Raw genomic sequence first — 24,710 nt, forward strand, 5'->3', positions numbered from 1 at the left:
AGAGGGGAGGGGCCCGTCGGGAGGGGTTCCCGACGGGCCCCGGGAGCTGAGCTGGGCAGGCGGCTGCGGCTCAGCGACCCGAGCGGCGCTCGCGCTGCTCGAGCACCCACTCGCGCAGATCGCCGGAGGGGCGCCCGCGGTCGGCCTTGCGCTGATCGGCCAGGTCGCGGCCGTGCCCGAAGGTCGGGCGATCGGTGGGCTCCGGTGTGGGTTCTGGGTCGCCGGCGACGAAGAGCTCGGCGGGCAGCTGCATAGTGGTGCCGGCGGGGGAGACGACCAGGTAGGCGGGCCCGCCCTCCAGATCGGCGACCTGGACCTCGAGGCTCGCGGCACCGCCCACCTGACCGGAGGCGTCCTTCGCGGGCTCGCCGGCGACCTCGGCGGAGGCCACGACCTCGCCCTCCGGCGAGCCCTTCCGGATCTCGACGGTCTCGTTGGCCACCGCTCCCAGCGAGGTCATGTTCAGCTCGGAGAGCTCGAGGGTCGTGGTGCCGCCCTCGGTCGTGGAGCCGGTGACGTTGACCGCTCGGCGGTCGAAGGCGGGCTCCAGAGGAGCGTCGAAGGAGCCGAGGTAGTCCTGGAAGGCCTCGCGGTCGATGCGGCCTGTGTCGGTGCTGGCCCCGCCCTCGGTGAAGGCCGTGAAGCCGTCACCGCCCTCGAGCAGGAAGGAGACCGAGCCGGCGGTGTAGGTGGCGGCCGGGTCGAGGGGCTGGCCGTCGATCGTGATCGAGGTGATGCGATCACCTGCGGGGCGGGACTCGTCCATCGTGTACTGGACGTTGTCCGACAGCCCCAGGTGCAGGAACGCCCGCGAGGAGCCCTCCGGCTGCCACTGCTGCTCGAGCGCCTTCTCGAACTGGGCGCCGGTCAGCTCGACCGTGTTGAGGTTGTTGGCGAAGGGCAGGACGTTGTTGATCTCGGCCTCGGTGACCACGCCGTCGGCATCGCCGTCGATGATCTCCTCCGGGTCGTCGACGTAGTACAGCTCGTTGCGCAGCCCGCCCGGGTTGATCACGCCGATGTCCACGCCGTGGGACTCCGCCAGCTCGGAGCGGAAGCCCTCGGCCACCGCATTGCCCAGCGCCGACTCGTTCTGGCGGTCGTCGCGGGTGGTGCCGGTGAAGGCGGTGGTGAGGTCGCCGGTGATCTGCCCGGCAGGCGTGGAGCCGATCTGCTCCGCTGTGGCGGTGGCCTCGTCGACGATGCGGTCCACCGCGGCGGTGCGCGGCGAGGAGGCCACGAGCTGCTCGGGGGTCTGGCCCGCGATGAACTCGTCGTAGGAGGTCAGGGTGGGGACCAGGTCGACGTCATCGGCATCGGCGTCGTAGGTGACCTCCACCTTGCCCAGGTTCGCCATGTAGGAGCCGGTCTGCATGTAGGCGCGGTCGTCGGTGCCGTCGCCGTCCACGTCCTCGCTCACGGTGTACTCGGCGTGGGTGTCGCCGCCGAAGATCACGTCGACCTCCTCGGAGGTCTCGGTCCAGAAGCGGTCCGATTCGGCCTGGGTCTGGCTCGCGGAGCCGTCGTGGTAGGCGGCGATGATGACGTCGGCCTCGCCCGAGGCGGCCAGGTCCTCTGCCACCGAGTTGACCTCGGCGACCGGGTCGGTGAAGACCAGGCCCTCTGTGGCCGACGGGGCCAGCTTGGACGGCGTGGCCTGGGTGACCGCACCGATCACGGCGAAGCTCACTCCGTCGCGCTCGAACAGCTCGTAGGCGCCATTTCCGTCGTGGCCCTCGCCCTCCATGAGCAGCGGGCCGGTCTCCGAGCCCACCCGCACGTTGGCGGCCAGGTAGGGGAACTCGGCCCGGTCGACCACGCGCTCGGTGAGGTCGTCGCGGCCTTGATCGAACTCGTGGTTGCCCACGGCGGAGGCGTCCAGCTCGAGCGCGTTGAGCATGTCCAGCGTGGGGTTGTCGTCCTGAGCGGCCGACGTGTACTGCGAGGCGCCGATGTTGTCCCCGCCCGAGAGCAGGAGGTCCTCGGGCCCGCGCTGCGACTCGATGGCTCCGGCGAAGCCCACGGGGTCCTCGTCCAGACGGCCGTGGAAGTCGTTGAAGTACAGCAGGTCGGTGGTGGCCGTGGCGCTAGCGGCGTCGGGGGCGGGCTCCACGGCCTGGGCCGGGACGACGAACGAGGAGGTGACCACGACGCCTGCGACGACGGCGGCGGACAGCGACGAGGCGCGGGAGGGCTTCAGGGCAGACATGCAGGATCCTTGCGAGGCCGAGGATGTGCCCCGCTGCTGGAGCGGCCGGAGCACCTGACCAGGCCAGACGATCATTCCTGGGTGAACCCTGAGTTACCGCTCAGTGCATATTGTGAAGTCAGGTTCGTGGCTCATGTCACTGATAGGTCTCGGGGCGAGTACTGTCTCGGTTTGTTCAACAATGCCCCGAGGACGAGGCATCACTGCTCCTCACCTTGAGAAGGTGCACATGTCACACCCCACCACCGATCCTGCCCCGCAGGACGCCTACGCCCACGAGCAGGAGGGCTTCCACAAGTCCCTCAGCGGTCGCCAGGTCCAGATGATCGCGATCGGCTCGGCCATCGGCACGGGTCTGTTCCTGGGTGCAGGTGGTCGCCTGGCCACGGCCGGCCCGTCGCTGTTCCTCCTCTACGCGCTGTGCGGGTTCTTCGGGTACCTCATGCTGCGCTCCCTGGGCGAGCTGGTCCTGCACCGCCCGTCCTCGGGCTCCTTCGTCTCCTACGCCCGCGAGTTCTACGGCGAGAAGGCCGCCTACGCGTCCGGCTGGCTCTACTGGATGTTCTGGTCCTTCACGGCCGTGGCCGACGCCACCGCCCTGGCCCTCTACTTCCGCTGGTTCAGCCGCTACATGCCGCTGGAGTGGATCGCTGCGATCCCGCAGTGGGCCATCGCATTCGCAGTCGTGATCCTGGTCGTGTCCCTGAACCTGGTCTCCGTGAAGGTCTTCGGCGAGATGGAGTTCTGGTTCTCGCTGATCAAGGTCGGCGCCATCCTGCTCTTCCTCGTGGTGGGCATCTTCTTCGTGCTCTTCGGCACGCCGACCGGGGCGCCCGTCGGGTTCTCCCTCATCGCCGAGAACGGCGGCATCTTCCCCAGCGGCGTCGTGCCGGCTGCGGTCATGATCGGCGGCGTGGTCTTCGCCTACGCGGGCATCGAGCTCGTGGGCACCACCGCCGGGGAGGCTGCCGACCCGCACAAGGAGATCCCGCGCGCGGTGAACTCGGTGGTCTTCCGCATCGCCGTCTTCTACTGCGGCTCGGTCCTGCTGCTGTGCCTGCTGCTGCCGTTCACGGCGTACTCCGCCGACGAGTCCCCGTTCGTGACGTTCTTCTCCTCGATCAACGTTGGCGCGGCCGGCCCGCTCATGCAGCTCGTGGTGATCACCGCGGCCATGTCCTCCATGAACGCCGGCATCTACTCGACCGGTCGCATCCTGCACTCCATGTCCGTGGCGGGCTCCGCGCCCAAGCTGGCCGGCAAGATCAACGCCCGGGGCGTCCCGGTCGGCGGCATCCTGCTGACCGCCGTCATGGCGTTCATCGGCGTGGCCCTGAACATCTTCGTGCCGGAGCAGGCCTTCGAGATCGTCATGAACATCGGCGCGGTCGGCGTGATGGCCGCCTGGGTCACCATCGTGATGTCGCACCGGAAGTTCGTGAAGCTCTCCGAGCAGGGTCTGTACCAGCGCCCGTCGTTCCGCAGCCCGCTGGGGGTCTTCGGCGACTGGCTCGTGGTCGGGTTCGTCGTCGTGGTGCTCTTCCTCATGGCGATCGACTACCCCGTGGGCAGCTGGACGCTCGGCCTGGTGGTCGTCGTGGTCGTGCCCGCTCTGGTGATCGGCTGGTTCGTCGTGCGCGATCGCGTCATGGAGATCTCCCGGACCCGTGACAGCTACACCGACCTCATTCCGATCGGCACGCTGGCCATGCGCGACGACGAGCTCGCGCGCGGCGCGCAGGCCGATGGCGTGGACCCGATCACGTCGCAGGATCCGGGCAGCGACCCCCGCTGATCGCTTCCGCGACGACGGCAGCCCCCCCCTGCAGGCCCGCACGGCCCTGCAGGGGAGGGGCCGCTCTCGTCATGGGCCCCCGGGCGCCTCGGATGTGATGTACCGTACATTCGGCTGCCGACGGTCGCTGCTGCACCGGTCATCCCGTCCAGCCCCTCCGCCCTGGCTCCTCGGCGACCGTTCCGGTCGCCCTGCGACGCTCCTGCGCCCGCACGCGCCTCGGCTCCGGTGGGGCTCCTCGCAGAAGAAGGCAGTCATGTCACACGAGAGCAATGCCCCGGTGCAGCGCCCGGACGATCCCTTCGCCTATGAGCAGGAGGGCTTCCACAAGGGCCTCGGGGCGCGTCAGCTCCAGATGATCGCGATCGGCTCGGCGATCGGCACCGGGCTCTTCCTGGGTGCCGGCGGGCGGCTCGAGACCGCAGGCCCGTCGCTGTTCATCCTGTACGCGGTCTGCGGCTTCTTCGGCTATCTGATCCTGCGCGCCCTGGGCGAGCTGGTGCTGCACCGTCCGTCCTCGGGCTCGTTCGTCTCCTACACCCGCGAGTTCTACGGCGAGCGCTCGGCCTTCGTCTCCGGCTGGCTCTACTGGCTGAACTGGGCCATGACGGCGGTCGCCGATGCCACTGCGCTGGCCATCTACATCGCCTGGTTCGGGCAGTACGAGTCCATGGCCTTCCTGGGGGAGATCCCGCAGTGGGTCGTGGCGCTGATCGTGGTCGTCGCGGTGGTCTCTCTGAACCTCGTCTCGGTCAAGGTCTTCGGCGAGATGGAGTTCTGGTTCTCCCTGGTCAAGGTCGGGGCGCTGCTGCTGTTCCTGGTCATCGGCATCATCTTCGTGATCTTCGGGACCCCCACGGGCAGCGAGGTGGGCTTCTCCCTGATCACGAGCGAGGGCGGCCTGTTCCCGAACGGCTTCCTCCCGGCCATCATCGTCACGCAGGGCGTCGTGTTCGCCTACGCCGGCATCGAGCTCGTGGGCACCACCGCCGGCGAGACCAAGGATCCGGAGAAGGTCATCCCGCGGGCGATCAACTCCGTGATCCTGCGCATCGCGGTCTTCTACGTGGGCTCCGTGGTCCTGCTGTGCATGCTCATGCCGTACACGGCATACTCCGCCGACGAGTCCCCGTTCGTGACCTTCTTCTCCTCGATCGGCGTGGAGGCTGCAGGTCCGCTCATGCAGCTCGTGGTGATCACCGCGGCCATGTCCTCCATGAACGCCGGCATCTACTCGACCGGTCGCATCCTGCACTCCATGTCGGTGGCGGGCTCCGCGCCGAAGTTCGCCGGGACCATGAACAAGGCCGGTGTGCCGGTGGGCGGCATCCTCCTCACCGCGGTGGTGGCGCTGTTCGGCGTGGCCCTGAACTTCTGGGTCCCCGCCCAGGCCTTCGAGATCGTGCTGAACATCGCCGCGATCGGCACCATGGCCTCATGGGCCGCGATCGCGATGTCGCACCAGAAGTTCCTGCAGCTCGTGAAGCTCGGGCAGTACAGCCGCCCCGCGTACAGGGCTCCCGGCGGCCGCTTCGCAGACTGGCTCGTGATCGCGTTCATCGCCGCGGTCATGGTCCTGATCGCCTTCGACTACCCGGTGGGCACCTACACCCTGGTCGCCATGATCGCGGTCATCCCGTTCCTGGTCATCGGCTGGTTCGTGGTGCGTGACCGCGTCCGTGCGATCGCCGCCGCCCGCGACGGCTACACCGGCGCTCATCCGGTGGTGGGCACCAGCCCAGGCCAGGAGCTGCTCACCCAGCGCTCGCACCGGCCGGAGGATCCGCGCGGGGGGGCCTCGACGGATCACGACGAGACCCTCGGGGATCGCTGACGCGCAGCTGCTCCAGCTCTCACCCGCCGCCGGGCGGAGTCGGCTCATGCCGACTCCGCCCGGCGGCGTCGTGCTCGGCTCAGCGCACGACCGAGCTGAGCAGCAGGGAGGTCTCCGAGTTCACGACGCCCTTGATCGAGCGCATCCGGCGCAGCAGGTCGTCGAAGGCGCGCAGGTTCCGGCAGGAGATCTCCGCGACCAGGTCCCAGCCGCCGTTGGTGGTGTGCAGGCCCATGATCTCGGGCAGCCCGCGCAGCGAGCCGATGACCTGGTCCGTGGTGAAGCCCTGGACTTCGATGAACGAGATGGCCCGGACCTCGTCGTCGGACGCCGAGCGAGTGCGCACGGTGAAGCCGATGATCACGTCGCGGGCCGTCAGGCGCTCGATGCTGCGGCTGATCGTGGTGCGCGAGACCCCCAGCCGCTCGGCGAGCGCGGCGATGGGGGCTCGGCCGTCGGCGCGCAGCTCGGCGATCAGGCGCCGCTCCAGCTCGGTGATCTCCGTCATGCGCAGAATGCTACGCATCGCTGTGCAGACTGCGGCTCAAGTGAGCATATTGCACACAGATTGCGGCTTATCCGCGCACTTCTCTGCGCATATTGTGGAAAGGGTTACCCGACGAACCGTGCAGCAGCTCGTCAGCAGCAGTTCCTCAACACGTCAGAAGGAGGCCGTATGCCGCAGCTCGTGGATGTTCCGTCCATGGCGCAGTGGATCCAGCGCGAGGGCGTCGGATCGATCATCGAGAGGATGGTCGGCTACATCGAGGAGGACTTCCGCAAGTGGGAGCGCTTCGACAAGATCCCGCGCGTGGCCACGCACACCCCGGTGGGCGTCATCGAGCTCATGCCCACCTCCGACTTCGAGACGTACAGCTTCAAGTACGTCAACGGGCACCCGTCGAATCCCGCCCGCGGGTACCAGACGGTGACCGCCTACGGGATGCTCTCGGATGTCGACAACGGCTACCCCACGTTCTTCGCCGAGATGACCCTGCTGACCGCGCTGCGCACCGCGGCGAACTCGGTCATGTTCGCCCGTCAGCTGGCGCGCAAGGACTCCAAGGTGATGGCGCTGATCGGCGCCGGAAGCCAGTCCGAGTTCCAGGCCCTGGGCTTCCGCTCGGTGCTCGGCATCGAGGACCTGCGGGTCTACGACGTCGATCCCGCCGCCATGGAGAAGCTTCGCCGGAACCTGGAGCCGCTCGGCTTCCGGATCACCCTGGCCGATTCGGTCGACGAGGCCGTCGAGGGTGCCGACATCATCACCACCTGCACCGCCGACAAGGCGCAGAACAAGGTGCTCTCGGATCATCAGGTGCGCCCCGGCGTGCACCTGAACGCGGTGGGCGGCGACTGCCCCGGCAAGACGGAGCTCGAGGCGGACATCCTGCGCCGGGCCAGCGTGTTCGTGGAGTTCACCCCGCAGACCCGCATCGAGGGCGAGATCCAGCAGATGGAGCCCGACTTCCCGGTCGTCGAGTTCTGGCAGGTCCTCACCGGTGCTGCCCCGGGCCGCAGATCGGACGACGAGATCACGCTCTACGACTCCGTGGGCTTCGCGATCTCCGACTTCTCCGCGCTGCGCTGCGTCCGCGATGCCACGGCGGACACGGATCTCCAGCAGCACATCGACCTGATCGCCGATCCCGACGACCCCAAGGACCTGTACTCCCTGGTCAAGGCGCCGGTCCCTGTGGGCTGACCTGCAACGACTCCCGCAGCGCCTCAGGACGGCCGACAGCACCCGCTGTCGGCCGTCCCCCTATGTGGGAGCTGACATGACCGGTCATCCGGATGGCGCAGCGATCTGTGTGCGATTGAATGTATTCATGCTTCGAGCACCGCTGATCGCGACCCCGGCCATCGTGGTGGTCGTCGCTGTCATGGTGCCGCTGGTGAGCAGCGAGTTCGTCTCGGTCAGCATCGTGGCCGGGCTGATCGCCGTCATCGGTGCCTGGTGCGTGCCGGCGACCTACACGCAGGGCGAGATCGGCTCGCTGCTGACGGTGGGCCAGGACGTCTGGACCCAGCGGCTCGCTCGCCTCAAGACCCTGCAGCTCGTGGTGGCCGGCGGCGTGCTGGTGGGACTCGTGGGCCTCGAGCTGCTGAGTGCGGCCATGGCGGCCATGTTCGGCATCGGGGTCGCCCTGGCGATCGGCGCCTTCACCGGGGCCTCGTCCGGAGCCGCCGCCTCGGATTCTGCGGTTCCCGGTGCGGGCTCGACGGGACCCGGAAGCGCGTCCCACATCGCCCGGCACGCGCACCACACTCACTGACACTCGGCACTCTCGCCGAGTAGTGCCCTCTTCTGTCCGTGCCTACGTGCCTTAATGCGCCCTGAGTGTCACGTGGCGCATCGAGGTACGTAGGCGCGGGAGGGGGCTCAAGCCTCCCTTACGGCTGTGTCAGCCCCAGCAGAGGCAGAACGGGTGGCCGGCGGGGTCGGCGTAGACCTGGAATCCGCGCGCGGCGGCGGGATCCTCGGCCGGCTGCAGCAGTTCGGCGCCCAGCCCCGTGATCTCCGCGTGGGCGTCCTCGAGGTCGGCGATGTAGAGGTCCAGGTGCATCTGCTGGTGCTGGGGGCCGTCGGGCCACTGCGGGCGGACGTGATCGGGGGCCAGCTGGATGCCCAGCACCTCGCGGCCGTCCACCACGATCGTGCGCCACTCGCCGGCCGCGCTCTGGAAGTCCGGCTCGGCAGTCCCGCCGAGCACTGCGGCCCAGAAGTCGGCCTCGGCGTCGACGTCGTCGGTGTCCAGCACCGGGTACTGCTTGAGGATCTCCATGGGGCCAGTCAATCGCGCGCGAGCTCATCTGTCGCCCCCGGCGCCGTCGTCGAGCGGCGCCGGGACGGGCCCCGACGGGAGCGGACCAGGCCGATGACCAGGACCATTCCCCACGCGACGAACCAGGGATCCCACAGCCAGGCATGGCCCAGCATCGAGCTGCGGTCGAAGCCGCCGTCCGGCTGGATGGCCCCGGCGAGCACGAGCTGGGCGGTCACGGTGCTGAGCCCTCCCCAGAGGATGAGCACAGCGGCACCGAGCCAGCAGACCGCTCGGCTCAGCGGAGCCAGGAGCCACCCGCTGCGCGCCAGCAGCCACGGCGCCAGGCCAGCGGTGACTTTCACGAGCCCCACCGGCACGAGCAGCCACAGGCGTCCGTCGAACTGCGACGCGACATCCCCCACCGTGCTCAGCAGCCACTGACCGCCACCGGCCCAGTAGAGGCTGAACAGTCCGTGCCCGATGCCAAGTACCGCCGCTGCTGCCAACCACAGCGAGTCCTTGCCCCGCCCGCCCTGCCATGGGACCGAATCCATGGCTCCATAGAACGGAGGGGTCGCCGACGCGGTCAAGAGGCAGAGACCTCTGGAGCGGCGTCGTCATCCCCCGGGAGACTGAGGACAAGCCTGCTCGGCTCGGATTGAATGGGCTCATGCTGAGACCCCCGCTGATCGCCACCGCCGTCGTGGCCGCAGCCCTCGCCCTGCTCCTGCCGCTGATCTCCGGCGCCCACGTCCTGGTGGCGGTGGTCTCCGCGATCGCCCTGATCGTGGGCGCCTGGTGCGCCCCCACCTCCTTCAGCTCGGACCAGACCGGCTCGGCGCTTCTCGTGGGTCGGGAGGTGTGGACGGCTCGGACCGCCCGGCTCAAGGCGCTGCAGCTGTACGTGGCGGGCGCGGCAACGCTCGGTCTGGTCCTCCTGAACGTCTTCGACCCGGGGGTTGCTGTCGTCGTCGGCATCGCCCTGGCGATCGGCACCGGCGCCGCCGGATCTGGGGAGCGCTCGCGGGACTGAGTGCAAGGCTGCATCGCCGTGCTCGCCGTGGCGCTGCTGCCTCCCCTGCTCGGGAACGAGCGGGTCATCCCCTCCGTGATCATGTCTCCCATGCTGGCTGCCGGCGTGTGGTGCATGCCGACCTCGATGCTGCGCAAGCCCTATGGATCGGTGCTCACCATGTCGCGCGAGGTGTGGACCCGCCAGGTGGCGGTCTTCAAGTCGCGGCAGCTGCTCGTCAGCGTGGCGACGGCAGTGATCCTGGTGCTCATGGATCTCATCGAGCTCCAGGTCGCGGGCGCCGCCGGAATGGCCGTCGCGCTGGGCATGAGCCTGATCTCGGGCGATACCAAGGACAAGGCCGCGCCGGAGTCCACCGAGGACGCGCCCGCGAGCTGACGGCGATCGGGCAGGGGCCGGCGGCAGGGCTCAGGCTGCCGCCGCGTCAGAAGGGCAGCCAGCCCAGGGCGCCGACCACGAAGAGCCAGGCGGTCAGCGTCGTGAACGAGGCCACCGTGGAGAGCAGAAGCGCCGCGGCTCCGAACTCGCCCTCCTCGTGCTGCTCGGCCAGGGCTGCGGCGATCGACATCGACGGCAGCGCGCAGGTCAGCAGCGCGGCCGCCGCCAGGTCCGGGGCCAGCCCGGGCAGTCCGAGCGCGGGAAGCAGCAGGATCAGGCCGAGTGCGGTCGCCGGCATGACCAGCAGCTTCGCGACCACCGTGGCCGAGAGATCCGCGAGCTGACCGCGCAGCTGCAGGCCCACGAGCATGCCGCCGATGGACAGCAGGGCCACCGCCGACGACGACTGCGCGACCAGCTGGACGGCGTCGTCGAGCATGCCGGGCAGATCGAGGCCCAAGCCGGTCATCACCAGGGCCAGGGCGATCGCGATGATCAGCGGGTGCGTGAGCACGCTGCGGGCGATGCCGCCGATCCGTCGTCCCAGGGGAGCGCCGGGGCCGGAGGCGGCCTCGAACAGGATCAGCGCCACGGGGATGATCACCACGTTGTCCACGAGCATGGACATGCCGATGGCTAGGCCCGCGGACTCAGGGATCAGCAGCAGGAGCAGGGGCGCTCCCACGAACCCGTTGTTGGTGCCGCTGGCGGACAGGGACATCGACGCCGCCCGCTGGGGCGGCATGGAGCGCGAGCGCGACCACGCGCGCGCCAGCACCACCATGACCATGCCCGCGAGCGCATAGACCAGCAGGTACGTGGGGTTCAGGATCTCGCCCAGCGAGCGCTCGTGGACGTTGACGAACACGAGCGCGGGCAGAGCGGCCTTGACCACGTAGGCGGCCAGCACGCTCATGTGCTCGCGCTGGAAGACGCCCGCGCGGGTCAGCGCATAGCCCAGGCCCACGATCAGGAAGATCGGCGCGATCGCCGAGAGGATCCCGCTCATCTCGAGCCCATTCTGCAGCAGCGCCGCCGCGCGCCTGTGTGCTTGTCCTCGCTCTCGCAGGCGAAGAGCGCGCGGAGGCACGCTGGCGCGCGGCGGGGAAGGAGCGTCAGCTTAGGCGGTGACCTGTCGCTTGGACGAGATGACGCCCGTGTTGAAGCCGGCCAGGTGCAGCCCGCCGTGGAAGCGGGCGTGCTCGATCTTCACGCAGCGGTCCATCACGGCGTTGAGCCCGGCGTCCTCGGCGATCCGCGCGGCTTCCTCGTTCCAGGAGCCCAGCTGCATCCACACCGTCTTGGCGCCGATGTCCACGGCCTCCCGGGCCACGCCGGGCAGGTCGGCGTCCTTGCGGAAGACCTCCACCAGGTCCGGGACCACGGGCAGGTCGGCCAGCGAGGGGTAGACCTTCTGCCCCAGCACCTCGTCGAGCACGGGGTTCACGAAGTAGACGTCGTACGGCGACGATGACAGCAGGTAGGTCGCCACGAAGTATGACGCGCGCGAGGGCTTGTTCGACATCCCGACGATCGCGATGGACTTCGTGGAGCGCAGGATGTTCAGGCGCTCGGGGGCGCTGGGGCCCACCCAGGTGCGGTTCTGGCTGCTCATGCGGAGGCTCCTTCGCGGGTGATGCCCGTGGCGGTGGTGAGGGCCTGATCGAGGTCCCACAGGATGTCGTCGGCGTCCTCGAGACCCACGGAGATGCGGATGAGGTCCGGGCCCACGCCTCCTGAGACGAGCTGCTCGGCGGTGAGCTGCTGATGCGTGGTGGAGGCCGGGTGCAGCACCAGGGTGCGGGCGTCGCCGATGTTGGCCAGATGGGAGGCCAGCTGCAGGCCCTCGATGAACCGGCCGCCCACCTCGCGGGCGTCGAGCTCGGCGGTGGCGGCCACGCCGAAGGCGAAGACCGAGCCGGGGCCCTGCGGCAGGTACTTCTGCGCGCGCTCGTGATGCGGGTGCCCGGGCAGCCCCGCGTAGTTCACGTAGGAGATGCGCGGGTCCGATTCCAGCCACTCGGAGACGGCCTGGGCGTTGGCCACGTGGGCGTCGATGCGCTGCGGCAGCGTCTCCACGCCCTGCAGCAGGTTCCAGGCCGACTGCGGGGACAGCGCCGGGCCGATGTCGCGCAGCTGCTCGGAGCGCAGCTTGGTCAGGAAGCCGTACTCGCCGAAGTTCCCCCACCAGCTCACGCCGTTGTAGGACGGCACTGGCTCCGTCATGGACGGGAACTTCCCATTGCCCCAGTCGAAGCGCCCGGACTCGACGACGACGCCGCCCAGCGTGGAGCCGTGCCCGCCCAGGAACTTGGTGGCCGAGTGGATCACGATGTCCGCACCGTGCTCGAAGGGCCGGTTCAGGTACGGGGTGTTCAGCGTGGCATCCACGACCAGCGGGATCCCGGCCTCGTGGGCCACGGCCGCCAGCCCCTCCAGATCGGCGATCTCGCCCGACGGGTTCGCGATCAGCTCGGTGTACACGGCCTTGGTCTGCGGCGTGAGGGCGGCCCGGAAGTCGGCCGGGTCGGTGCCCTGCACGAACGTGGTCTCCACGCCGAAGCGGCGCAGGGTGACGTCGAGCTGGGTGATCGTGCCGCCGTAGAGCTGGGACGAGGCCACGATGTGATCGCCCTGCCCGCACAGCGCGGCGAAGGTGATGAACTCGGCGGCCATGCCGGAGGCGGTGGCCACGGCGCCGATGCCGCCCTCCAGGGAGGCCACGCGCTCCTCGAAGGCCGCGACCGTGGGGTTGCCGATGCGCGAGTAGATGTTGCCGTACTTCTGCAGGGCGAACAGGTTGGCGGCGTCATCGGCGTCCTTGAACACGAACGAGCTGGTCTGGTAGATCGGCACGGAGCGGGCCCCGTGCTCGGCATCGGGAGTCCCGCCTGCGTGCAGCGCACGGGTGCGGAATCCGAACTGGTGCTCGGGCATGTGTCCTCCTCGTGGGGCGCGCCCCTGGTGTGGGTCCTGCTGGGGAGTCTGTGCCGCCGGGTGGGGCCCCGCAAGCAGGGCGACGCGGCGGCGATAGTGGGTGCGGGTCAGCCGCGCGCCGAGAAGATCTGCTCGATCGCCTCGAGCGACCCCTCGTTCTGCAGCGACGAGCGATCGCCCAGCGGCCTCCCCTCGTAGAGCTGGGCGAGCAGGCGCCGGGTGATCTTCCCGGAGCGGGTCTTGGGCAGATCGGGCACGGGGATCACCTCGCGCGGCTTGGCGATCGGGCCGATCTCCTGCGCCACATGGGCGCGCAGGGTCTCGCGGACCTCGGCCTCGGGCAGGGCACGGCCCTCCGAGGTGAGCACCACGCAGGCCAGAACGGCATGGCCGGTCAGCGCATCGGCCACCGGAGCGGTCCCGGCCTCGACGACCAGCGGATGCGTGACCAGCGCCGACTCGATCTCGATCGTGGACAGCCGGTGCCCCGAGATGTTGATGACGTCGTCGACCCTGCCGAGGATGTAGAGATCGCCCTCCTCGTCGAGCCGGGCGCCATCGCCGGCCAGGAACCAGCCGCGCTCGCCGAAGTCCGCCCAGTACGAGCTCAGGTAGCGCTGCGGGTCTCCCCACACGGTCCGGGCCATGGACGGCCCGATCGCATCCACCACGACGAGGCCCTGCTCGCCCGCCGCGACCTCCTCGCCGGCCGCGTCCACCACGCGGGTCGAGACCCCGGGAACGGGGCGCACCGCGCAGCCCGGCTTGGCCGCGGTGTGCGGGGTGCCCTCGGGGAACGTCCCGGAAGGGGCGAACTGCGGATCGTGGGGCCGGGGCGAGGCCACGCAGGAGCCGGTCTCGGACTGCCACCAGGTGTCCACGAACGGGACCTCGCCGCGGCCCACCTGCTCGCGCAGCCACCGCCAGGCCTCGGGGTTGATGGACTCGCCCACCGTGCCCAGCAGGCGGATCGAGGACAGGTTCCAGACCTTGGGCAGGCCCTTGGGGAACGCCCCCATGAGCGAGCGGATCAGCGTGGGGGCGGTGTAGTAGGTCGTCACGCCGTAGCGCTCGATGATGTCGAAGTGCCGGCCGAAGTCCGGGGTGCTCGGAGTGCCCTCGTAGATGACCTCGGTGACGCCGTTGACCAGCGGGCCGTAGATCTCGTAGGTGTGCGCGGTGACCCAGGCCAGATCGGCGGTGCACCAGTGGACGGTCGCGTCCACCTTGGCGGGGTCGTTGACGGCGGAGAGCTCCTGCGGGCGCAGCACGCCGTGGTCGTCCGGGGCATCCGGCAGCAGGTCGAAGAGCAGGGCGTGCGTGTAGGCGGCCTGGACCAGGTAGCCGCCCATGGTGTGCACCAGGCCCTTGGGGCGGCCCGTGGTACCGGAGGTGTAGATGATGAACAGCGGCGTCTCGGCGTCGAAGGCCTGCGCCTCGTGGACGTCGGAGACCGACTCGAGCAGCTCGTGCCACCACAGGTCCCGGCCCTGGGTCCAGGGCAGCTCCATCTGGTCCTTGGAGCGCGCCCCGCGCTTGCCGGCCGGCAGCTTCGCGTTGCCGGGCCGGGAGGTCCGGCGCACCACGAGCACGTGCTCGATCGCGTTGGTGCCGGCACACGCTTCATCTGCCTGGGCCTTGACCGGCACCACCTTGCCGCGGCGGTTCTGCCCGTCGGTGGTGACCAGGACCTTGGCGCCGGTGTCCTCGACGCGGAAGCGCAGCGCCTCGGCGGAGAAGCCTCCGAAGACCAGTGAGTGCACCGCCCCGATCCGGGCGCAGGCCAGCGTGATGATCACGGTCTCCGGGATCACCGGCAGGTAGATCACCACGCGGTCGCCCTGGACCACGCCCAGCGACTCCAGCGCGTTCGCAGCCCGGGCCACGGCCTTCTGCAGGTCGGCGTAGGTCCAGGTCTGGCGGTCGCCGGGCTCGCCCTCGAAGTGCAGGGCCACGTGCGAGCCGCGCCCGGCCTCCACATGGCGGTCCACGCAGTTGACGGCGACGTTGAGCTTGCCGCCCTCGAACCAGGCGATCTCGGGTACCGAGTAGGTGGGGCTGCCGTCGTCGTCGGTGCCGATCCGCTGCGGCTTGTCGAAGCGGTGCGTCGTGTGCCACGGCTGCGCCCAGTCCAGGCGGGAGGCCTGCTCGGCCCAGAAGGCCACGCGCGCCTCATCGGAGATCCGCGCGGGATTCGGCGTGGGGGCCAGGGGATCGGAGTAGGACTGCGGTGCGCTCATACGGGTGCTCCTTGCGGGGTGCCCGCGGCTGCGGGCGGGTTCTCGGAACGGGTCGAGGACGGCTTCCAGGGTCTCAGGTCCGGCGCACTGCGCCCCAGCGGGCCTGGGCCCAGCGCTCGAACAGCCCGAGCAGGGCGTCGGTGAGCTTGCCCAGGATCGCCAGCAGGACGATGGCCAGCAGCAGGCGGTCGGTGCGCCCGTTGTTCTGGGAGTCGGTGAGCAGGAAGCCCAGGCCCATCGATGAGCCGAGCAGCTCGGCGGCCACCAGGAACAGCCAGGCCTGGGCCAGGGCCAGGCGCAGGCCGGAGATCACAGAGGGCATGACCGCCGGCAGCTGGACGGTCAGCAGCAGGCGCAGACCGGAGAAGCCGAAGGATCGGGCGGCCTCCACGAGATGGCGGTCGACCTCCCGCAGAGCGGCCGAGACCGTGGTGAACACGGGGAAGAACGCGCCGATGGCCACCAGGGTCACCTTGGAGTTCTCGCCGATCCCGATCCACAGCAGCAGCAGCGGCACCCACGCCAGCGACGGCACCGCGCGCAGCGCCCCGATCAGCGGCGAGCCCAGGGCACTGGCCCAGGGGGAGAGCCCGATCAGGGCGCCCACGGCCAGCCCGAGCAGCGAGCCGATCACGAATCCGACGACCACGCGCTGGGTCGAGATCCCGATGTGGGTCCACAGCGCCCCGTCGGCCAGCAGCTCGCCACCGGACTGCAGGACCGCCAGGGGACGAGGCAGCTGCACCGGGGAGAACGTGCCGTTCGTGGACAGCAGCTGCCACAGCGCGAGCAGTGCCACCGGCAGCAGCAGGCCCAGGCCGACCCGGGCCCAGGGGCTGCGCAGGATGGAGCCCCGCGGGGCGGGGGTGCGGACCGAGTGCTGCGAGTCCGGACGCTGGGAGCCGGGACGGTCGGAGCCCGCGGGCTCCGGAGCCTCGGAGGCTGGTGCGGAGGTGGTCGTGACGCTCATGCGCTGTGCCCTTCGATGATCTCGGCCGCGCGCTGGGCGCTGGCCTCCTGCGCGAACCGCGCGTCGAGGATGGTGTCGATGGCCTTCTGGACGGTCTCCAGGTCCGGGACGTCACCGGTCTCCACGAGGATCGGGGCGATGCGCTCGAGGACCTCGAGCTGGTCGTCGCCGGGGACCGGGTCGATGTCAAGGTGCGTGCGCTCCCAGACCCGCTCGGCCGTCGTCGTCTCGATCTCGGAGGCCTCGGCCAGGATCGCGATGCCCTCCTGGGGGTTCTCCAGCGCCCAGGCGCGGGCGTGGGCGTAGACGTCCACGACCATCTGGGCCCCGCGCGGGTTGATCTCCAGGAACAGCTCGCGGGCGTTGAGGAAGCAGTAGGTGTTGAAGGCCAGGTCGCGCTGGAACAGCACCGCCCCGTCCTGCTCGGCGCCGGCCATGATCGGGTCGAGCCCGGACCAGGCGTCCACCTGCCCGCTGGTCAGGGCGGAGCGGCCGTCGGCGTGCTGGAGGTTGACCACGGTGGTCTCGTCGAAGCCCATATCCGCCGCTGATAGCGCCTGCAGCAGGAAGAAGTAGGGATCCGTGCCCTTGGTGGCCGCCACCGACCTGCCGCGCAGATCCTCGACCGAGCGCAGGGGCGAGTCCGCGGTGCGCACGAGTGCTGCCCACTCCGGCTGGGAGCAGATGTCGATCGCGCGGATGGGGGAGCGGTTGGTGCGCGCCAGCAGCGCGGCCGAGCCCGCGGTCGAGCCGATGTCGATCGCCCCGCCGCGCAGGAACTCGTTGGCCTTGTTGGACCCGGCCGAGAACGTCCAGTGGACCTCCTGGCCGCCCTCGGCGGCGACGGTCTCCAGCCAGCCCTTCTCGCGGATGATCAGCGACAGCGGGTTGTAGGTCGCGTAGTCCAGGTAGATCTCGGTGTCCGAGCCGGCGGCCATGCCGCGGCCCGGGCCCTCGCCCTCCATGACGCACCCGGACAGGGGCGCGGCGGCGGCCCCGACGGCGGCCAGGCCCAGCAGGCGACGACGCGTCAGCCCGCTCATGCCTCCACGCCCAGCAGGCCGAGCAGGTGCCTGCGGGCACCCGTCAGCTCGGGATCATCGCGGTGGCGCGGGCGGGGCGAGTCCACCGTGAGGATCTCCTGGATGCCCGCCGGCCCGCCCTCCGGCGGCGTCCCGAGCACGACCACGCGGTCGGAGAGCACCAGGGCCTCCTCGACGTCGTGGGTGACCAGCAGGACCGTCGTGGGATCGGCGGCGTGGATCTCCAGCAGCAGGTCCTGCATCTTCAGGCGCGTCAGTGCGTCGAGCGCGCCGAACGGCTCGTCGAGCAGCAGCACCTGCGGGTTGCGCGCCAGCGCCCGAGCCAGCGAGGCCCGCTGCGCCATGCCTCCGGAGATCTCCGACGGGCGATCCTCCGCATGCCTGGACAGCCCGACCAGCTCGAGCAGGTGGGCCACCCGCTGCTCGGCCTCGAGGCCGCGCACGCCGCGCGGCAGTCCGAGCGCCACGTTGCGGGCCACGGTGCGCCACGGCAGCAGCCGCGGCTCCTGGAAGCCCACCGCGCAGCGGGGGTCCAGGCCGCGCACGGGCGCGTCGTCGATCAGGACCCGTCCGGCCGTGGCGGTGCCGAGACCGGCCACCGCGCGCAGCAGGGTGGACTTGCCGCAGCCCGACGGGCCCAGCACGGAGACGATCTCCCCGGGGCGGACCTCGAAGCTGACATCGGCCAGGACGTCGCGCCGGCGGCCCCCGGAAGACGGGAAGGACTTGCCGACCCGATCGAAGGTCAGGGAGGCGGCATCGACCGTGCTCAGGGCGGACGGGGGTGCAGAGATCATCACATCACTCCATCGGTCCTGGCATTAGCACCTTGTGCCGCGGATGGACGGCACTGGTTGCTGCGGCGTCGACGAGCCAGGTCTCTCGGCCGCTCCGGATGGGAACCGGGGGTCATTCAATGCCCTGGTCCGGGGAGACAGCAAATCGGAGGACGAGCGGGGCAACGCGCGGCACGGGCTTCGCACCGTCGCCTCAGGTGTGCATAGGATGACGCTCACACGATCAAGAGTTCCGGCCCACAGCCCTGGCTGGCCGGACGGCAACCCTCTCCCGTAGCGGGGTGCCCCAGGTGAGGATCGGGCCGCTCGCTAGACCGCGTGCGGCAAGTACGGCGCACGCACGCGCTGGACCCGCAGGTTGGCCGCGGCATGAGCGGCGCACGGGGCGCGGGTCTGTCTTCTCAGGAGCAGCCTTCTATGGCCAAGCGGATCTCCCTGAACGCCTTCGACATGACCTGCGTGGATCACCAGAGCTTCGGGCTGTGGCGCCACCCGCGCTCGCGGGCCACGGAATACAACACGATCGAGTACTGGACGAACCTGGCCCAGGTGCTCGAGCGAGGCCGCTTCGACGCCCTGTTCCTGGCCGATGTGGTCGGCATCTACGACATCTACCGCAACTCGGCCGCCCCATCGATCGCCGGCGGCGCGCAGGTCCCGGTCAACGATCCGTTCATGCAGATCTCCGCCATGGCCGCGGTGACGAAGAACCTCGGCTTCGGCGTGACCAGTGCGGTCACCTACGAGCAGCCGTACACGCTGGCCCGCAAGTACGCGACGCTGGATCATCTGACCCGCGGGCGCGTGGGCTTCAACGTGGTGACCTCCTACCTGTCTTCGGCGGCCGAGAACCAGGGTCTGCCCACGCAGATCGAGCACGACGAGCGCTACGAGATCGCCGAGGAGTTCCTCGACGTCTGCTACAAGCTGTGGGAGGGCTCCTGGGAGGACGACGCCGTCGTGAGGGACGTGGAGCGCGGGATCTACGCCGATCCGGCCAAGGTCCACCCGATCCAGCACCAGGGCAAGCACTTCACGGTGCCTGGTGCGGCGCTCACCGAGCCCAGCCCGCAGCGCACGCCGCTGATCTTCCAGGCCGGGGCGTCCTCGCGCGGTCAGGCCTTCGCCGGCAAGCACGCAGAGGCCGTGTTCATCGGCGCCCTGCGCCCGGACCTCACCCGGTACATGACCGACCGGATTCGCGACAAGGTCGAGGCCGAGGGGCGCGATCGGAACGACGTGAAGATCTACGCGATGCTCTCCGTCGTGGTCGACGAGACCGACGAGAAGGCCCAGGCCAAGTACCGCGAGTACCAGAGCTATGCCAACCTGGAGGCCTCGCAGGCCATCATCGGCGGCTGGTCCGGGCTGGATCTGTCCAAGTTCCAGGAGGACGAGGTCCTGAACTACGTCAAGACCGAGGCCATCCAGTCCTTCCTCACTCCGTTCACCATGCAGGACGGGGCCAAGCAGTGGACCCGCGAGGAGATCGCCCGCCACTGCGCGATCGGCGGCATGGGCGACGTGGTCGTGGGCTCGCCGCAGACCGTGGCCGATCAGCTCGAGACCTGGATCGACGAGGGCGGGCTGGACGGGATCAACCTGGCCTACCACGTGTCCCCGGGCTCGTTCGAGGACTTCGTGGAGCACGTGGTCCCGGAGCTGCAGAAGCGCGGTCGCTACCGCACGGACTACGACGGGCCCACCCTGCGCGAGAACGTCTACGGCGCCGGGCAGACCAAGGTGCTCGACACCCACCCGGCGGCCAAGTACCGCGGGGCCTACGTGGGCAGGCCGTCCACCGCGGACACCCCGTCGCGGGATCTGTCGCAGGGCTGAGTCGCCGGCTCGGCCGATGAGCAGAGGCCCGTCCGAGGGCCTCTGCCAGCACGCACGCTCGTCGAACCCCACTCGGACGAGGAGATCGCGTCCGTCACGGACGGCCCCATTGCTTGCGCGGAGCCTCAGGTCACGTGCACGAACGGGCGGTCCTGCTTGCGCGGCACCGCCCGGCGCAGGACCTCATGCACCGCCGTCGCCGTCTGACCGCGGCCGAGGAGCAGGAAGCGCAGGGAGTTGACCAGGGGCGAGCCGTCGGACCACTCGAGGTAGAGGTGCGACGGCCGCCCCGTCCGGTCCCGGACGGCCAGGGCCACGCCGGCCAGGCAGGTGGGCACCGACGAGCCCTCGGCGCGCAGGACGCGGTGGCCGTCGATCTCGTGGGCGCTCACGCGCAGCCGGTCCTCGAAGTCCGATGGATCGCGCAGGGTCACCTCCACGAACAGGACGCCGTCGGCCGAGGGAAGGCGATGCCATTCGCGCTCGTCGCGCAGCTTTTCGGCCAGGTCGGGGTCGCTGAGCAGGAGCTGCTGGGCCTGGGCCCCTGCTGCGCCCAGCTGGGTGCGCGGCCGGTGCGCGATCAGCCGCACCGTGCGGCCGCGGCAGCTGCGCAGCCAGTCCTGGGAGGTCTCGTCGAAATCGATGCTGCGGATCCGCAGCTCCGAGGCCCGCCAGACCCGCGAGGCGAACGACGCCGCCAGCAGGGCCGCGATGAACACGAGGGCCACGTGGAGGCCATCGGGGCGGCTGATCATGTTGTCGGCGGTCGTGTAGGCGATCACCACGGTGATCGCCGCGAATCCCACGGCGGTGCGTCGGTGCCCCCGCTTTCCGGCCGACAGGGTCGAGGCGAAGGAGGCCGAGAGCATCAGTACCAGCACCCCGGTCGCGTAGGCCCCGCCCTGCGCATCCACGTCGGCGCGGAAGACCGCCGTGACGACCAGGGCGGCAGCCAGGATCGTGAGCACCAGCGGCCGCGGAGCGCGGGTCCACTCGGGCGCCATGCCGTAGCGCGGCAGGTAGCGCGGGATGAGGTTGAGCAGACCGGCCATCGCCGAGGCGCCCGCGAACCACAGGATCAGCACCGTCGACAGGTCGTAGACCGACCCGAAGGTCTCGCCCAGCAGGCTGTGCGCCAGGTAGGCCAGGGCCCGCCCGTTGGCAGCGCCGCCGGGCTCGAAGTCCCCGGCCGGGATCAGGATCGTGCACACCAGCGACGAGGTCAGCAGGAACCCGGCCATGATCAGCGCAGCGGTCGTGAGCAGTCGTCGGGTGCCCTCCACGCGGCCCCGCAAGCCCCGCGAGGTGCGCACCAGAGGCATCACGGAGACCCCGGTCTCGAAGCCGGACAGGCCCAGCGCCAGCTTGGGGAACACCAGTGCAGCCACGGCGACCGCCGCCCAGGGCGAGGAGTGCTGGCTCAGCGCCGCATGCCACCACTGCGCGAATCCGATCTCCTGCGAGCGGGCGATCTGCCACCAGCCCACCGCCAGCACCACGGCGTTGAGGCTCAGATACACGGGGACCAGGACGACGGCCACGCTGATGGCCTCCGAGAACCCGGCCATGAACACCGCGCCCAGCAGCAGGAGCAGCCCGACGGTCACCCAGAACTGCCAGTGATGCGCCTCGGCTGGCACGTGCGGATTCTCGACGATGTGCACGGCGGCATCGGCCGAGGACAGGGTCATGGTGATGACGAAGTCCGTGATCGCGAAGCCGAGCAGGCACAGGACCAGCACCTTGCCGCTCCAGCGCGGCAGCAGCGTCTCGAGCATCCGGATGGAGCCGGCGCCGTGCGGGGAGGCCACCGCCACCCACCGGTAGACCGGCAGCGCGCCGAAGAGTGTGACGGCCACCAGCACCAGGGTGGCCAGCGGGGAGATCAGCCCGGCGGCCAGGATCGCGATGCCGGGCTGATAGCCCAGGGTGGAGAAGTAGTCCACGCCGGACAGGCACATGACCTTCCACCAGGGATGGGTCTTCTCGTCGCGATCGGGTCGGCGATGCGGGGCGCCGTAGGAGGCGGAGGGGGATCCTGCCAGCAGCCAGGCGGTGGCGCGGGAGGGCGGTGCGATCATGGCGTACATGATGCGCCTGTCCCGCTCAAGGCCCCGCCGCCGAGGGCCTCAGGCGGCTGGCAGTTGCCTGTGAGCCGCGATCTGCCGATCAGTCGGGCAGCGGACCCGACCGATCTGGCTCGGGGCCGAGCAGCCCGCCGAAGGCCACCAGGAGCCCGCCCACCGCGAGCACCGCGGCGATCGCCGCGTGCGGCCCGAGCAGCTGCTGCAGCGGCGTCAGGTAATAGGGGTAGAGAGCGGGCAGCACGATCGAGATGCTGTAGGCCACCCCGTATCCGCTGGCCCGGATCTCGTCGGGGAAGCGCTCCGTCAGATAGGCGCCCACCGGCCCGTAGCCGGTCACCGTCGTGACCTGCAGCGCGGCTGCCAGCAGCAGCACCGTGCCGATGCCGGCTCCGAGGGCCCCGGACAGCAGCGCCAGGAGGATGACGGGGGAGACCGCTGCGCAGAGCAGCCCGAAGCCCACGAAGAACCGGCGCCGCCCGATCCGACTGGACAGCGCACCCGCCCCGGCCATGGCCAGCGCGGACACGGCCGTCGCGCCCAGCATGACGAGGGAGACGGTCTGCGGCTCGAGCTGCGGCATGCGCGAGAGCTGGGCGGTCAGGGTGGGCACTGCCATGTAGGTGAGCAGCCACAGCCCGGTCATCAGCACGAGGACCTGCCGCAGCGACCGGCGGCTGCTGCCCCTGACGAGCTGCGCCAGCGGGTGCGCCGAACGGGCCGGGCGCCGGCGCTGCGGAGCCTCCTCGACCATGAGGCGGTAGTAGATCAGCATGGCAGCGGCCAGGGCGGCGCCGAGCAGGAACGGCAGCCGCCAGCCCCAGGCGGCGTACTCGCTCTCGTCCAGCAGCAGCAGGAGGAGGAAGGTGACGGCGGCGATGCTGGCGTTGGCCAGCGGCGACATCGCCATGATCATCCCGCTGAGACGACCGCGTGAGCGCGGGCGCGCCCACTCCATGGCCAGCGGGATCGCCGAGGTGTACTCCCCGCCCAGGAAGATCCCGCCCAGGAGGCGCAGCGCCAGCACCGCCAGGAACGTGCCCGCGCCGAGCACCTCGTGCCCGGGGACCAGGGCGATCAGCAGGGTCGTGAGGCAGATGCCGGCGAGGGCGACCTGGGTGATGAGCACCCGGCCCGCGCGGTCGGCGATCGGACCGAAGATCATGGCCCCGAGCGGGCGGCCCAGCAGGGTGGCCACGAAGATCAGGCCGGCATTGCGCACGATGTCGTGATCGCCGAACAGCTGCGCCGACACCGGAGCCAGGGCGATCACGGGCAGGAAGATGTCGAACTGGTCGACGTAGTTGCCCATGATCCCGCCGCGGATCGCGCGGCGAGTCGGTGCGGGAGGGCGCCCGTCGGAGGATGCGGTCGCGGGGGCGGACAGGGGTGCAGAAGGCATCGAGCTCTCACTTCCTTCGCCGGTATGAACCGGAGCAGGTTCGACGGTCGAAGCCGCGTCAGCTTCCTCTCAGCCCGTGCCCGGGCTCCCGTGTGGGGTCATTCAGCGGTGCAGGTCCCACGACCTGCGCGCCGCACCGTCGATCCTAGCGGTGCGACGGGCTCGCGTGGCCGAGACCCGAGCATGTGAGGCACAGTGAGGGCGTGCCCCTCATCGCCTCCGAGCCCTCGAGCTCCCCGACGCGCCCGGACCCGGGAGCCCGCATGCTCGGCATCGATCTGGCGCGGGCCGTCGCCCTGCTCGGGATGATGGCCACCCACACGATGGACCTGGTGGATGCGGCTGGTGATCCGCAGCCCGTCGGTCTGATCGCGGGCAAGGCGGCAGCCCTGTTCGCGGTGCTGGCTGGGTTCTCCGTCGAGCTGTCCACGCGGCGCTATGGGCGCTGGCGCGAGGCGGCTGCCTCACTGGCGGTGCGCGGCTTGCTGATCGCGATCCTCGGACTCGTGCTGGGATCGCTGTCGAGCTCGATCGCGGTGGTCCTGGTCAACTACGGGGTGCTGTTCCTGCTCGCCCCGCTGGTCCTGCGGCTTCCGGCCCGATGGCTGGCGGCCACGACCGTGCTCTGGCTGGTCGCCTCCCCGGTGGCCTCCCACCTGATCCGCGACGGGCTCGGCCTCCAGCGCGCCGTCGAAGCGCCCGAGCTCTCCCACCTGGCTCAGCCGGGGGAGCTGGCCCTCGGAGTCCTGCTCACCGGCTACTACCCGGTGCTGCAGTGGATGGGCTACCTCCTCGTGGGGCTGCTCCTGGCCCGGCTCGACTGGCGCAGCGCCGCCACGGCCGCCTGGGCAGGGGCCGTCGGCGCCCTGCTGGCCGCTGCGGCCTGGGTGAGCTCGCAGCTGCTGCTGTCCGCAGGCGGGCACGAGGCCCTCGAGCGCGCCGGCTCCGGTCTGTCGCCGCTGGCCTGGGGCTCGCCGTATGCCGCGCAGACCATCGGCAGCCATGGGACCACGCCCACGACCACGTGGTGGTGGCTGGTCACGGTCGGTCCGCACTCGTCGACGACCTTCGACCTGATCTTCACCTCGGGCATCGCGGCGGCGGTCATCGCCGTGTGCGTTCTGATCTGCCTGGCGATAGGGGAGCGCACCCGCCTGCTGATGCCCGTGCTCGCGGCCGGCTCCATGCCGCTGAGCATGTACACGCTGCACGTGATCCTGTCCGAGCTCACAGACCTGTACGTGCTGCAGGTGCTCCTGCTGCTGGGGCTCGCCGCGCTGTGGCGGGCCGGCGGGGAAGGCCCCGGCCCGCTCGAGAGCTTGGTCTCCGGGACCGTGCGGCTGGTCGTGCCGCGGCGCTGAGCCTCCCGGCGCCGCGT

General features: G+C 70.3%; 21 protein-coding genes and 3 riboswitches. Of the genes, 8 read left to right on the forward strand and 13 right to left on the reverse strand.

The genetic code is table 11. The features are described 5' to 3' along the window. Window positions 1-70: 70 nt before the first annotated feature. Window positions 71-2,209, reverse strand: a complete 2,139-nt coding sequence (locus OVA15_RS12865; protein ID WP_268145460.1) for a bifunctional metallophosphatase/5'-nucleotidase — start codon at window positions 2,207-2,209, stop codon at window positions 71-73. 229 nt (window positions 2,210-2,438) lie between these two features. Here OVA15_RS12865 and OVA15_RS12870 point away from each other — a divergent pair, with 229 nt between their 5' ends. Together OVA15_RS12870 and OVA15_RS12875 are read left to right on the forward strand one after the other, a co-directional pair. After that, the gene (locus OVA15_RS12870) at window positions 2,439-4,004 is read left to right on the forward strand and encodes an amino acid permease (protein ID WP_268145462.1); all 1,566 of its coding nucleotides are present in this window, start codon (window positions 2,439-2,441) and stop codon (window positions 4,002-4,004) included. Window positions 4,005-4,260: 256 nt separating this feature from the next. After that, window positions 4,261-5,838: an amino acid permease gene (locus tag OVA15_RS12875; RefSeq protein WP_268145464.1), complete on the forward strand. Its 1,578-nt coding sequence runs from the start codon at window positions 4,261-4,263 to the stop codon at window positions 5,836-5,838. 79 nt (window positions 5,839-5,917) lie between these two features. On the opposite strand, the gene OVA15_RS12880 is transcribed toward OVA15_RS12875, so the two are convergent. Then, a complete protein-coding gene (locus OVA15_RS12880) occupies window positions 5,918-6,346 on the reverse strand; it encodes an Lrp/AsnC family transcriptional regulator (protein ID WP_024289162.1) in 429 nt (142 codons plus the stop codon). A gap of 168 nt (window positions 6,347-6,514) precedes the next feature. On the opposite strand from OVA15_RS12880, the gene OVA15_RS12885 reads away from it, so the two are divergent. Further along, window positions 6,515-7,543, forward strand: a complete 1,029-nt coding sequence (locus OVA15_RS12885; protein ID WP_204782719.1) for an ornithine cyclodeaminase — start codon at window positions 6,515-6,517, stop codon at window positions 7,541-7,543. A 127-nt stretch (window positions 7,544-7,670) separates the two neighbouring features. Continuing rightward, window positions 7,671-8,117: a hypothetical protein gene (locus OVA15_RS12890; protein WP_058870734.1), complete on the forward strand. Its 447-nt coding sequence runs from the start codon at window positions 7,671-7,673 to the stop codon at window positions 8,115-8,117. 129 nt (window positions 8,118-8,246) lie between these two features. Here the strand turns inward: OVA15_RS12890 and OVA15_RS12895 are convergent, their stop codons facing one another. Beyond that, window positions 8,247-8,627 (reverse strand): VOC family protein, encoded by a 381-nt coding sequence (locus tag OVA15_RS12895; RefSeq protein WP_268145468.1) that lies wholly within the window; start codon window positions 8,625-8,627, stop codon window positions 8,247-8,249. Window positions 8,628-8,635: 8 nt separating this feature from the next. Then, complete coding sequence (locus OVA15_RS12900) at window positions 8,636-9,163, reverse strand: DUF3995 domain-containing protein (RefSeq protein ID WP_268145470.1); 528 nt, start codon at window positions 9,161-9,163, stop codon at window positions 8,636-8,638. A gap of 116 nt (window positions 9,164-9,279) precedes the next feature. On the opposite strand from OVA15_RS12900, the gene OVA15_RS12905 reads away from it, so the two are divergent. Together OVA15_RS12905 and OVA15_RS12910 are read left to right on the forward strand one after the other, a co-directional pair. Then, complete coding sequence (locus OVA15_RS12905; RefSeq protein WP_268145472.1) at window positions 9,280-9,642, forward strand: hypothetical protein; 363 nt, start codon at window positions 9,280-9,282, stop codon at window positions 9,640-9,642. Between the two features lie 90 nt (window positions 9,643-9,732). Beyond that, complete coding sequence (locus OVA15_RS12910) at window positions 9,733-10,020, forward strand: hypothetical protein (RefSeq protein ID WP_268145474.1); 288 nt, start codon at window positions 9,733-9,735, stop codon at window positions 10,018-10,020. Window positions 10,021-10,066: 46 nt separating this feature from the next. Here OVA15_RS12910 and OVA15_RS12915 read toward each other — a convergent pair whose 3' ends face one another. The 7 genes from OVA15_RS12915 to OVA15_RS12945 all read right to left on the reverse strand — a co-directional run bounded on the left by OVA15_RS12915 (window position 10,067) and on the right by OVA15_RS12945 (window position 18,007). After that, on the reverse strand, window positions 10,067-11,029 hold the full coding sequence (locus OVA15_RS12915; RefSeq protein WP_268145476.1) for an AEC family transporter: 963 nt from the start codon (window positions 11,027-11,029) through the stop codon (window positions 10,067-10,069). Window positions 11,030-11,140: 111 nt separating this feature from the next. Then, window positions 11,141-11,635, reverse strand: a complete 495-nt coding sequence (locus OVA15_RS12920; RefSeq protein WP_006214693.1) for a CoA-binding protein — start codon at window positions 11,633-11,635, stop codon at window positions 11,141-11,143. Next, the gene (locus OVA15_RS12925) at window positions 11,632-12,957 is read right to left on the reverse strand and encodes an O-acetylhomoserine aminocarboxypropyltransferase/cysteine synthase family protein (RefSeq protein WP_268145479.1); all 1,326 of its coding nucleotides are present in this window, start codon (window positions 12,955-12,957) and stop codon (window positions 11,632-11,634) included. Before OVA15_RS12925 ends, OVA15_RS12920 begins: the two co-directional genes overlap by 4 nt. 107 nt (window positions 12,958-13,064) lie before the next feature. Next, on the reverse strand, window positions 13,065-15,197 hold the full coding sequence (locus OVA15_RS12930) for an AMP-binding protein (protein WP_268145482.1): 2,133 nt from the start codon (window positions 15,195-15,197) through the stop codon (window positions 13,065-13,067). Window positions 15,198-15,270: 73 nt separating this feature from the next. After that, a complete protein-coding gene (locus OVA15_RS12935) occupies window positions 15,271-16,167 on the reverse strand; it encodes an ABC transporter permease (RefSeq protein WP_268145485.1) in 897 nt (298 codons plus the stop codon). Further along, the gene (locus OVA15_RS12940; RefSeq protein WP_006214689.1) at window positions 16,164-17,210 is read right to left on the reverse strand and encodes an aliphatic sulfonate ABC transporter substrate-binding protein; all 1,047 of its coding nucleotides are present in this window, start codon (window positions 17,208-17,210) and stop codon (window positions 16,164-16,166) included. Before OVA15_RS12940 ends, OVA15_RS12935 begins: the two co-directional genes overlap by 4 nt. Further along, the gene (locus tag OVA15_RS12945; RefSeq protein ID WP_029643390.1) at window positions 17,207-18,007 is read right to left on the reverse strand and encodes an ABC transporter ATP-binding protein; all 801 of its coding nucleotides are present in this window, start codon (window positions 18,005-18,007) and stop codon (window positions 17,207-17,209) included. The genes OVA15_RS12940 and OVA15_RS12945 overlap by 4 nt, the downstream gene beginning before the upstream one ends. Further along, window positions 18,006-18,112, reverse strand: a riboswitch (SAM riboswitch). Its footprint overlaps the gene before it by 2 nt. Before the next feature lie 116 nt (window positions 18,113-18,228). Beyond that, a riboswitch (SAM riboswitch) is annotated at window positions 18,229-18,343 on the forward strand. An 81-nt stretch (window positions 18,344-18,424) separates the two neighbouring features. On the opposite strand from OVA15_RS12945, the gene OVA15_RS12950 reads away from it, so the two are divergent. Beyond that, entirely contained in the window at window positions 18,425-19,846 is a 1,422-nt protein-coding gene (locus OVA15_RS12950) for an LLM class flavin-dependent oxidoreductase (protein WP_268145732.1), read from the forward strand. A 125-nt stretch (window positions 19,847-19,971) separates the two neighbouring features. Here the strand turns inward: OVA15_RS12950 and OVA15_RS12955 are convergent, their stop codons facing one another. Together OVA15_RS12955 and OVA15_RS12960 are read right to left on the reverse strand one after the other, a co-directional pair. Further along, window positions 19,972-21,936, reverse strand: a complete 1,965-nt coding sequence (locus tag OVA15_RS12955; RefSeq protein WP_024289148.1) for an amino acid transporter — start codon at window positions 21,934-21,936, stop codon at window positions 19,972-19,974. Window positions 21,937-22,015: 79 nt separating this feature from the next. Continuing rightward, window positions 22,016-23,332: an MFS transporter gene (locus OVA15_RS12960; RefSeq protein ID WP_268145491.1), complete on the reverse strand. Its 1,317-nt coding sequence runs from the start codon at window positions 23,330-23,332 to the stop codon at window positions 22,016-22,018. Beyond that, window positions 23,327-23,434: riboswitch (TPP riboswitch) on the reverse strand. (Overlaps the previous gene by 6 nt.) 101 nt (window positions 23,435-23,535) lie before the next feature. On the opposite strand from OVA15_RS12960, the gene OVA15_RS12965 reads away from it, so the two are divergent. Then, window positions 23,536-24,693, forward strand: a complete 1,158-nt coding sequence (locus tag OVA15_RS12965; RefSeq protein ID WP_268145494.1) for a heparan-alpha-glucosaminide N-acetyltransferase domain-containing protein — start codon at window positions 23,536-23,538, stop codon at window positions 24,691-24,693. Window positions 24,694-24,710 lie beyond the last annotated feature (17 nt).

Source organism: Kocuria sp. SL71, assembly GCF_026672465.1.
In the GTDB taxonomy this organism is placed as follows: Bacteria; Actinomycetota; Actinomycetes; order Actinomycetales; family Micrococcaceae; genus Kocuria; species Kocuria palustris.

Bases quoted from the DNA above. Each gene is read 5' to 3' on its own strand.
- OVA15_RS12865 (WP_268145460.1), bottom strand. From the start codon at position 2,209: ATGTCTGCCCTGAAGCCCTCCCGCGCCTCGTCGCTGTCCGCCGCCGTC.
- OVA15_RS12870 (WP_268145462.1), top strand. From the start codon at position 2,439: ATGTCACACCCCACCACCGATCCTGCCCCGCAGGACGCCTACGCCCAC.
- OVA15_RS12875 (WP_268145464.1), top strand. From the start codon at position 4,261: ATGTCACACGAGAGCAATGCCCCGGTGCAGCGCCCGGACGATCCCTTC.
- OVA15_RS12880 (WP_024289162.1), bottom strand. From the start codon at position 6,346: ATGACGGAGATCACCGAGCTGGAGCGGCGCCTGATCGCCGAGCTGCGC.
- OVA15_RS12885 (WP_204782719.1), top strand. From the start codon at position 6,515: ATGCCGCAGCTCGTGGATGTTCCGTCCATGGCGCAGTGGATCCAGCGC.
- OVA15_RS12890 (WP_058870734.1), top strand. From the start codon at position 7,671: ATGCTTCGAGCACCGCTGATCGCGACCCCGGCCATCGTGGTGGTCGTC.
- OVA15_RS12895 (WP_268145468.1), bottom strand. From the start codon at position 8,627: ATGGAGATCCTCAAGCAGTACCCGGTGCTGGACACCGACGACGTCGAC.
- OVA15_RS12900 (WP_268145470.1), bottom strand. From the start codon at position 9,163: ATGGATTCGGTCCCATGGCAGGGCGGGCGGGGCAAGGACTCGCTGTGG.
- OVA15_RS12905 (WP_268145472.1), top strand. From the start codon at position 9,280: ATGCTGAGACCCCCGCTGATCGCCACCGCCGTCGTGGCCGCAGCCCTC.
- OVA15_RS12910 (WP_268145474.1), top strand. From the start codon at position 9,733: ATGCTGGCTGCCGGCGTGTGGTGCATGCCGACCTCGATGCTGCGCAAG.
- OVA15_RS12915 (WP_268145476.1), bottom strand. From the start codon at position 11,029: ATGAGCGGGATCCTCTCGGCGATCGCGCCGATCTTCCTGATCGTGGGC.
- OVA15_RS12920 (WP_006214693.1), bottom strand. From the start codon at position 11,635: ATGAGCAGCCAGAACCGCACCTGGGTGGGCCCCAGCGCCCCCGAGCGC.
- OVA15_RS12925 (WP_268145479.1), bottom strand. From the start codon at position 12,957: ATGCCCGAGCACCAGTTCGGATTCCGCACCCGTGCGCTGCACGCAGGC.
- OVA15_RS12930 (WP_268145482.1), bottom strand. From the start codon at position 15,197: ATGAGCGCACCGCAGTCCTACTCCGATCCCCTGGCCCCCACGCCGAAT.
- OVA15_RS12935 (WP_268145485.1), bottom strand. From the start codon at position 16,167: ATGAGCGTCACGACCACCTCCGCACCAGCCTCCGAGGCTCCGGAGCCC.
- OVA15_RS12940 (WP_006214689.1), bottom strand. From the start codon at position 17,210: ATGAGCGGGCTGACGCGTCGTCGCCTGCTGGGCCTGGCCGCCGTCGGG.
- OVA15_RS12945 (WP_029643390.1), bottom strand. From the start codon at position 18,007: ATGATCTCTGCACCCCCGTCCGCCCTGAGCACGGTCGATGCCGCCTCC.
- OVA15_RS12950 (WP_268145732.1), top strand. From the start codon at position 18,425: ATGGCCAAGCGGATCTCCCTGAACGCCTTCGACATGACCTGCGTGGAT.
- OVA15_RS12955 (WP_024289148.1), bottom strand. From the start codon at position 21,936: ATGTACGCCATGATCGCACCGCCCTCCCGCGCCACCGCCTGGCTGCTG.
- OVA15_RS12960 (WP_268145491.1), bottom strand. From the start codon at position 23,332: ATGCCTTCTGCACCCCTGTCCGCCCCCGCGACCGCATCCTCCGACGGG.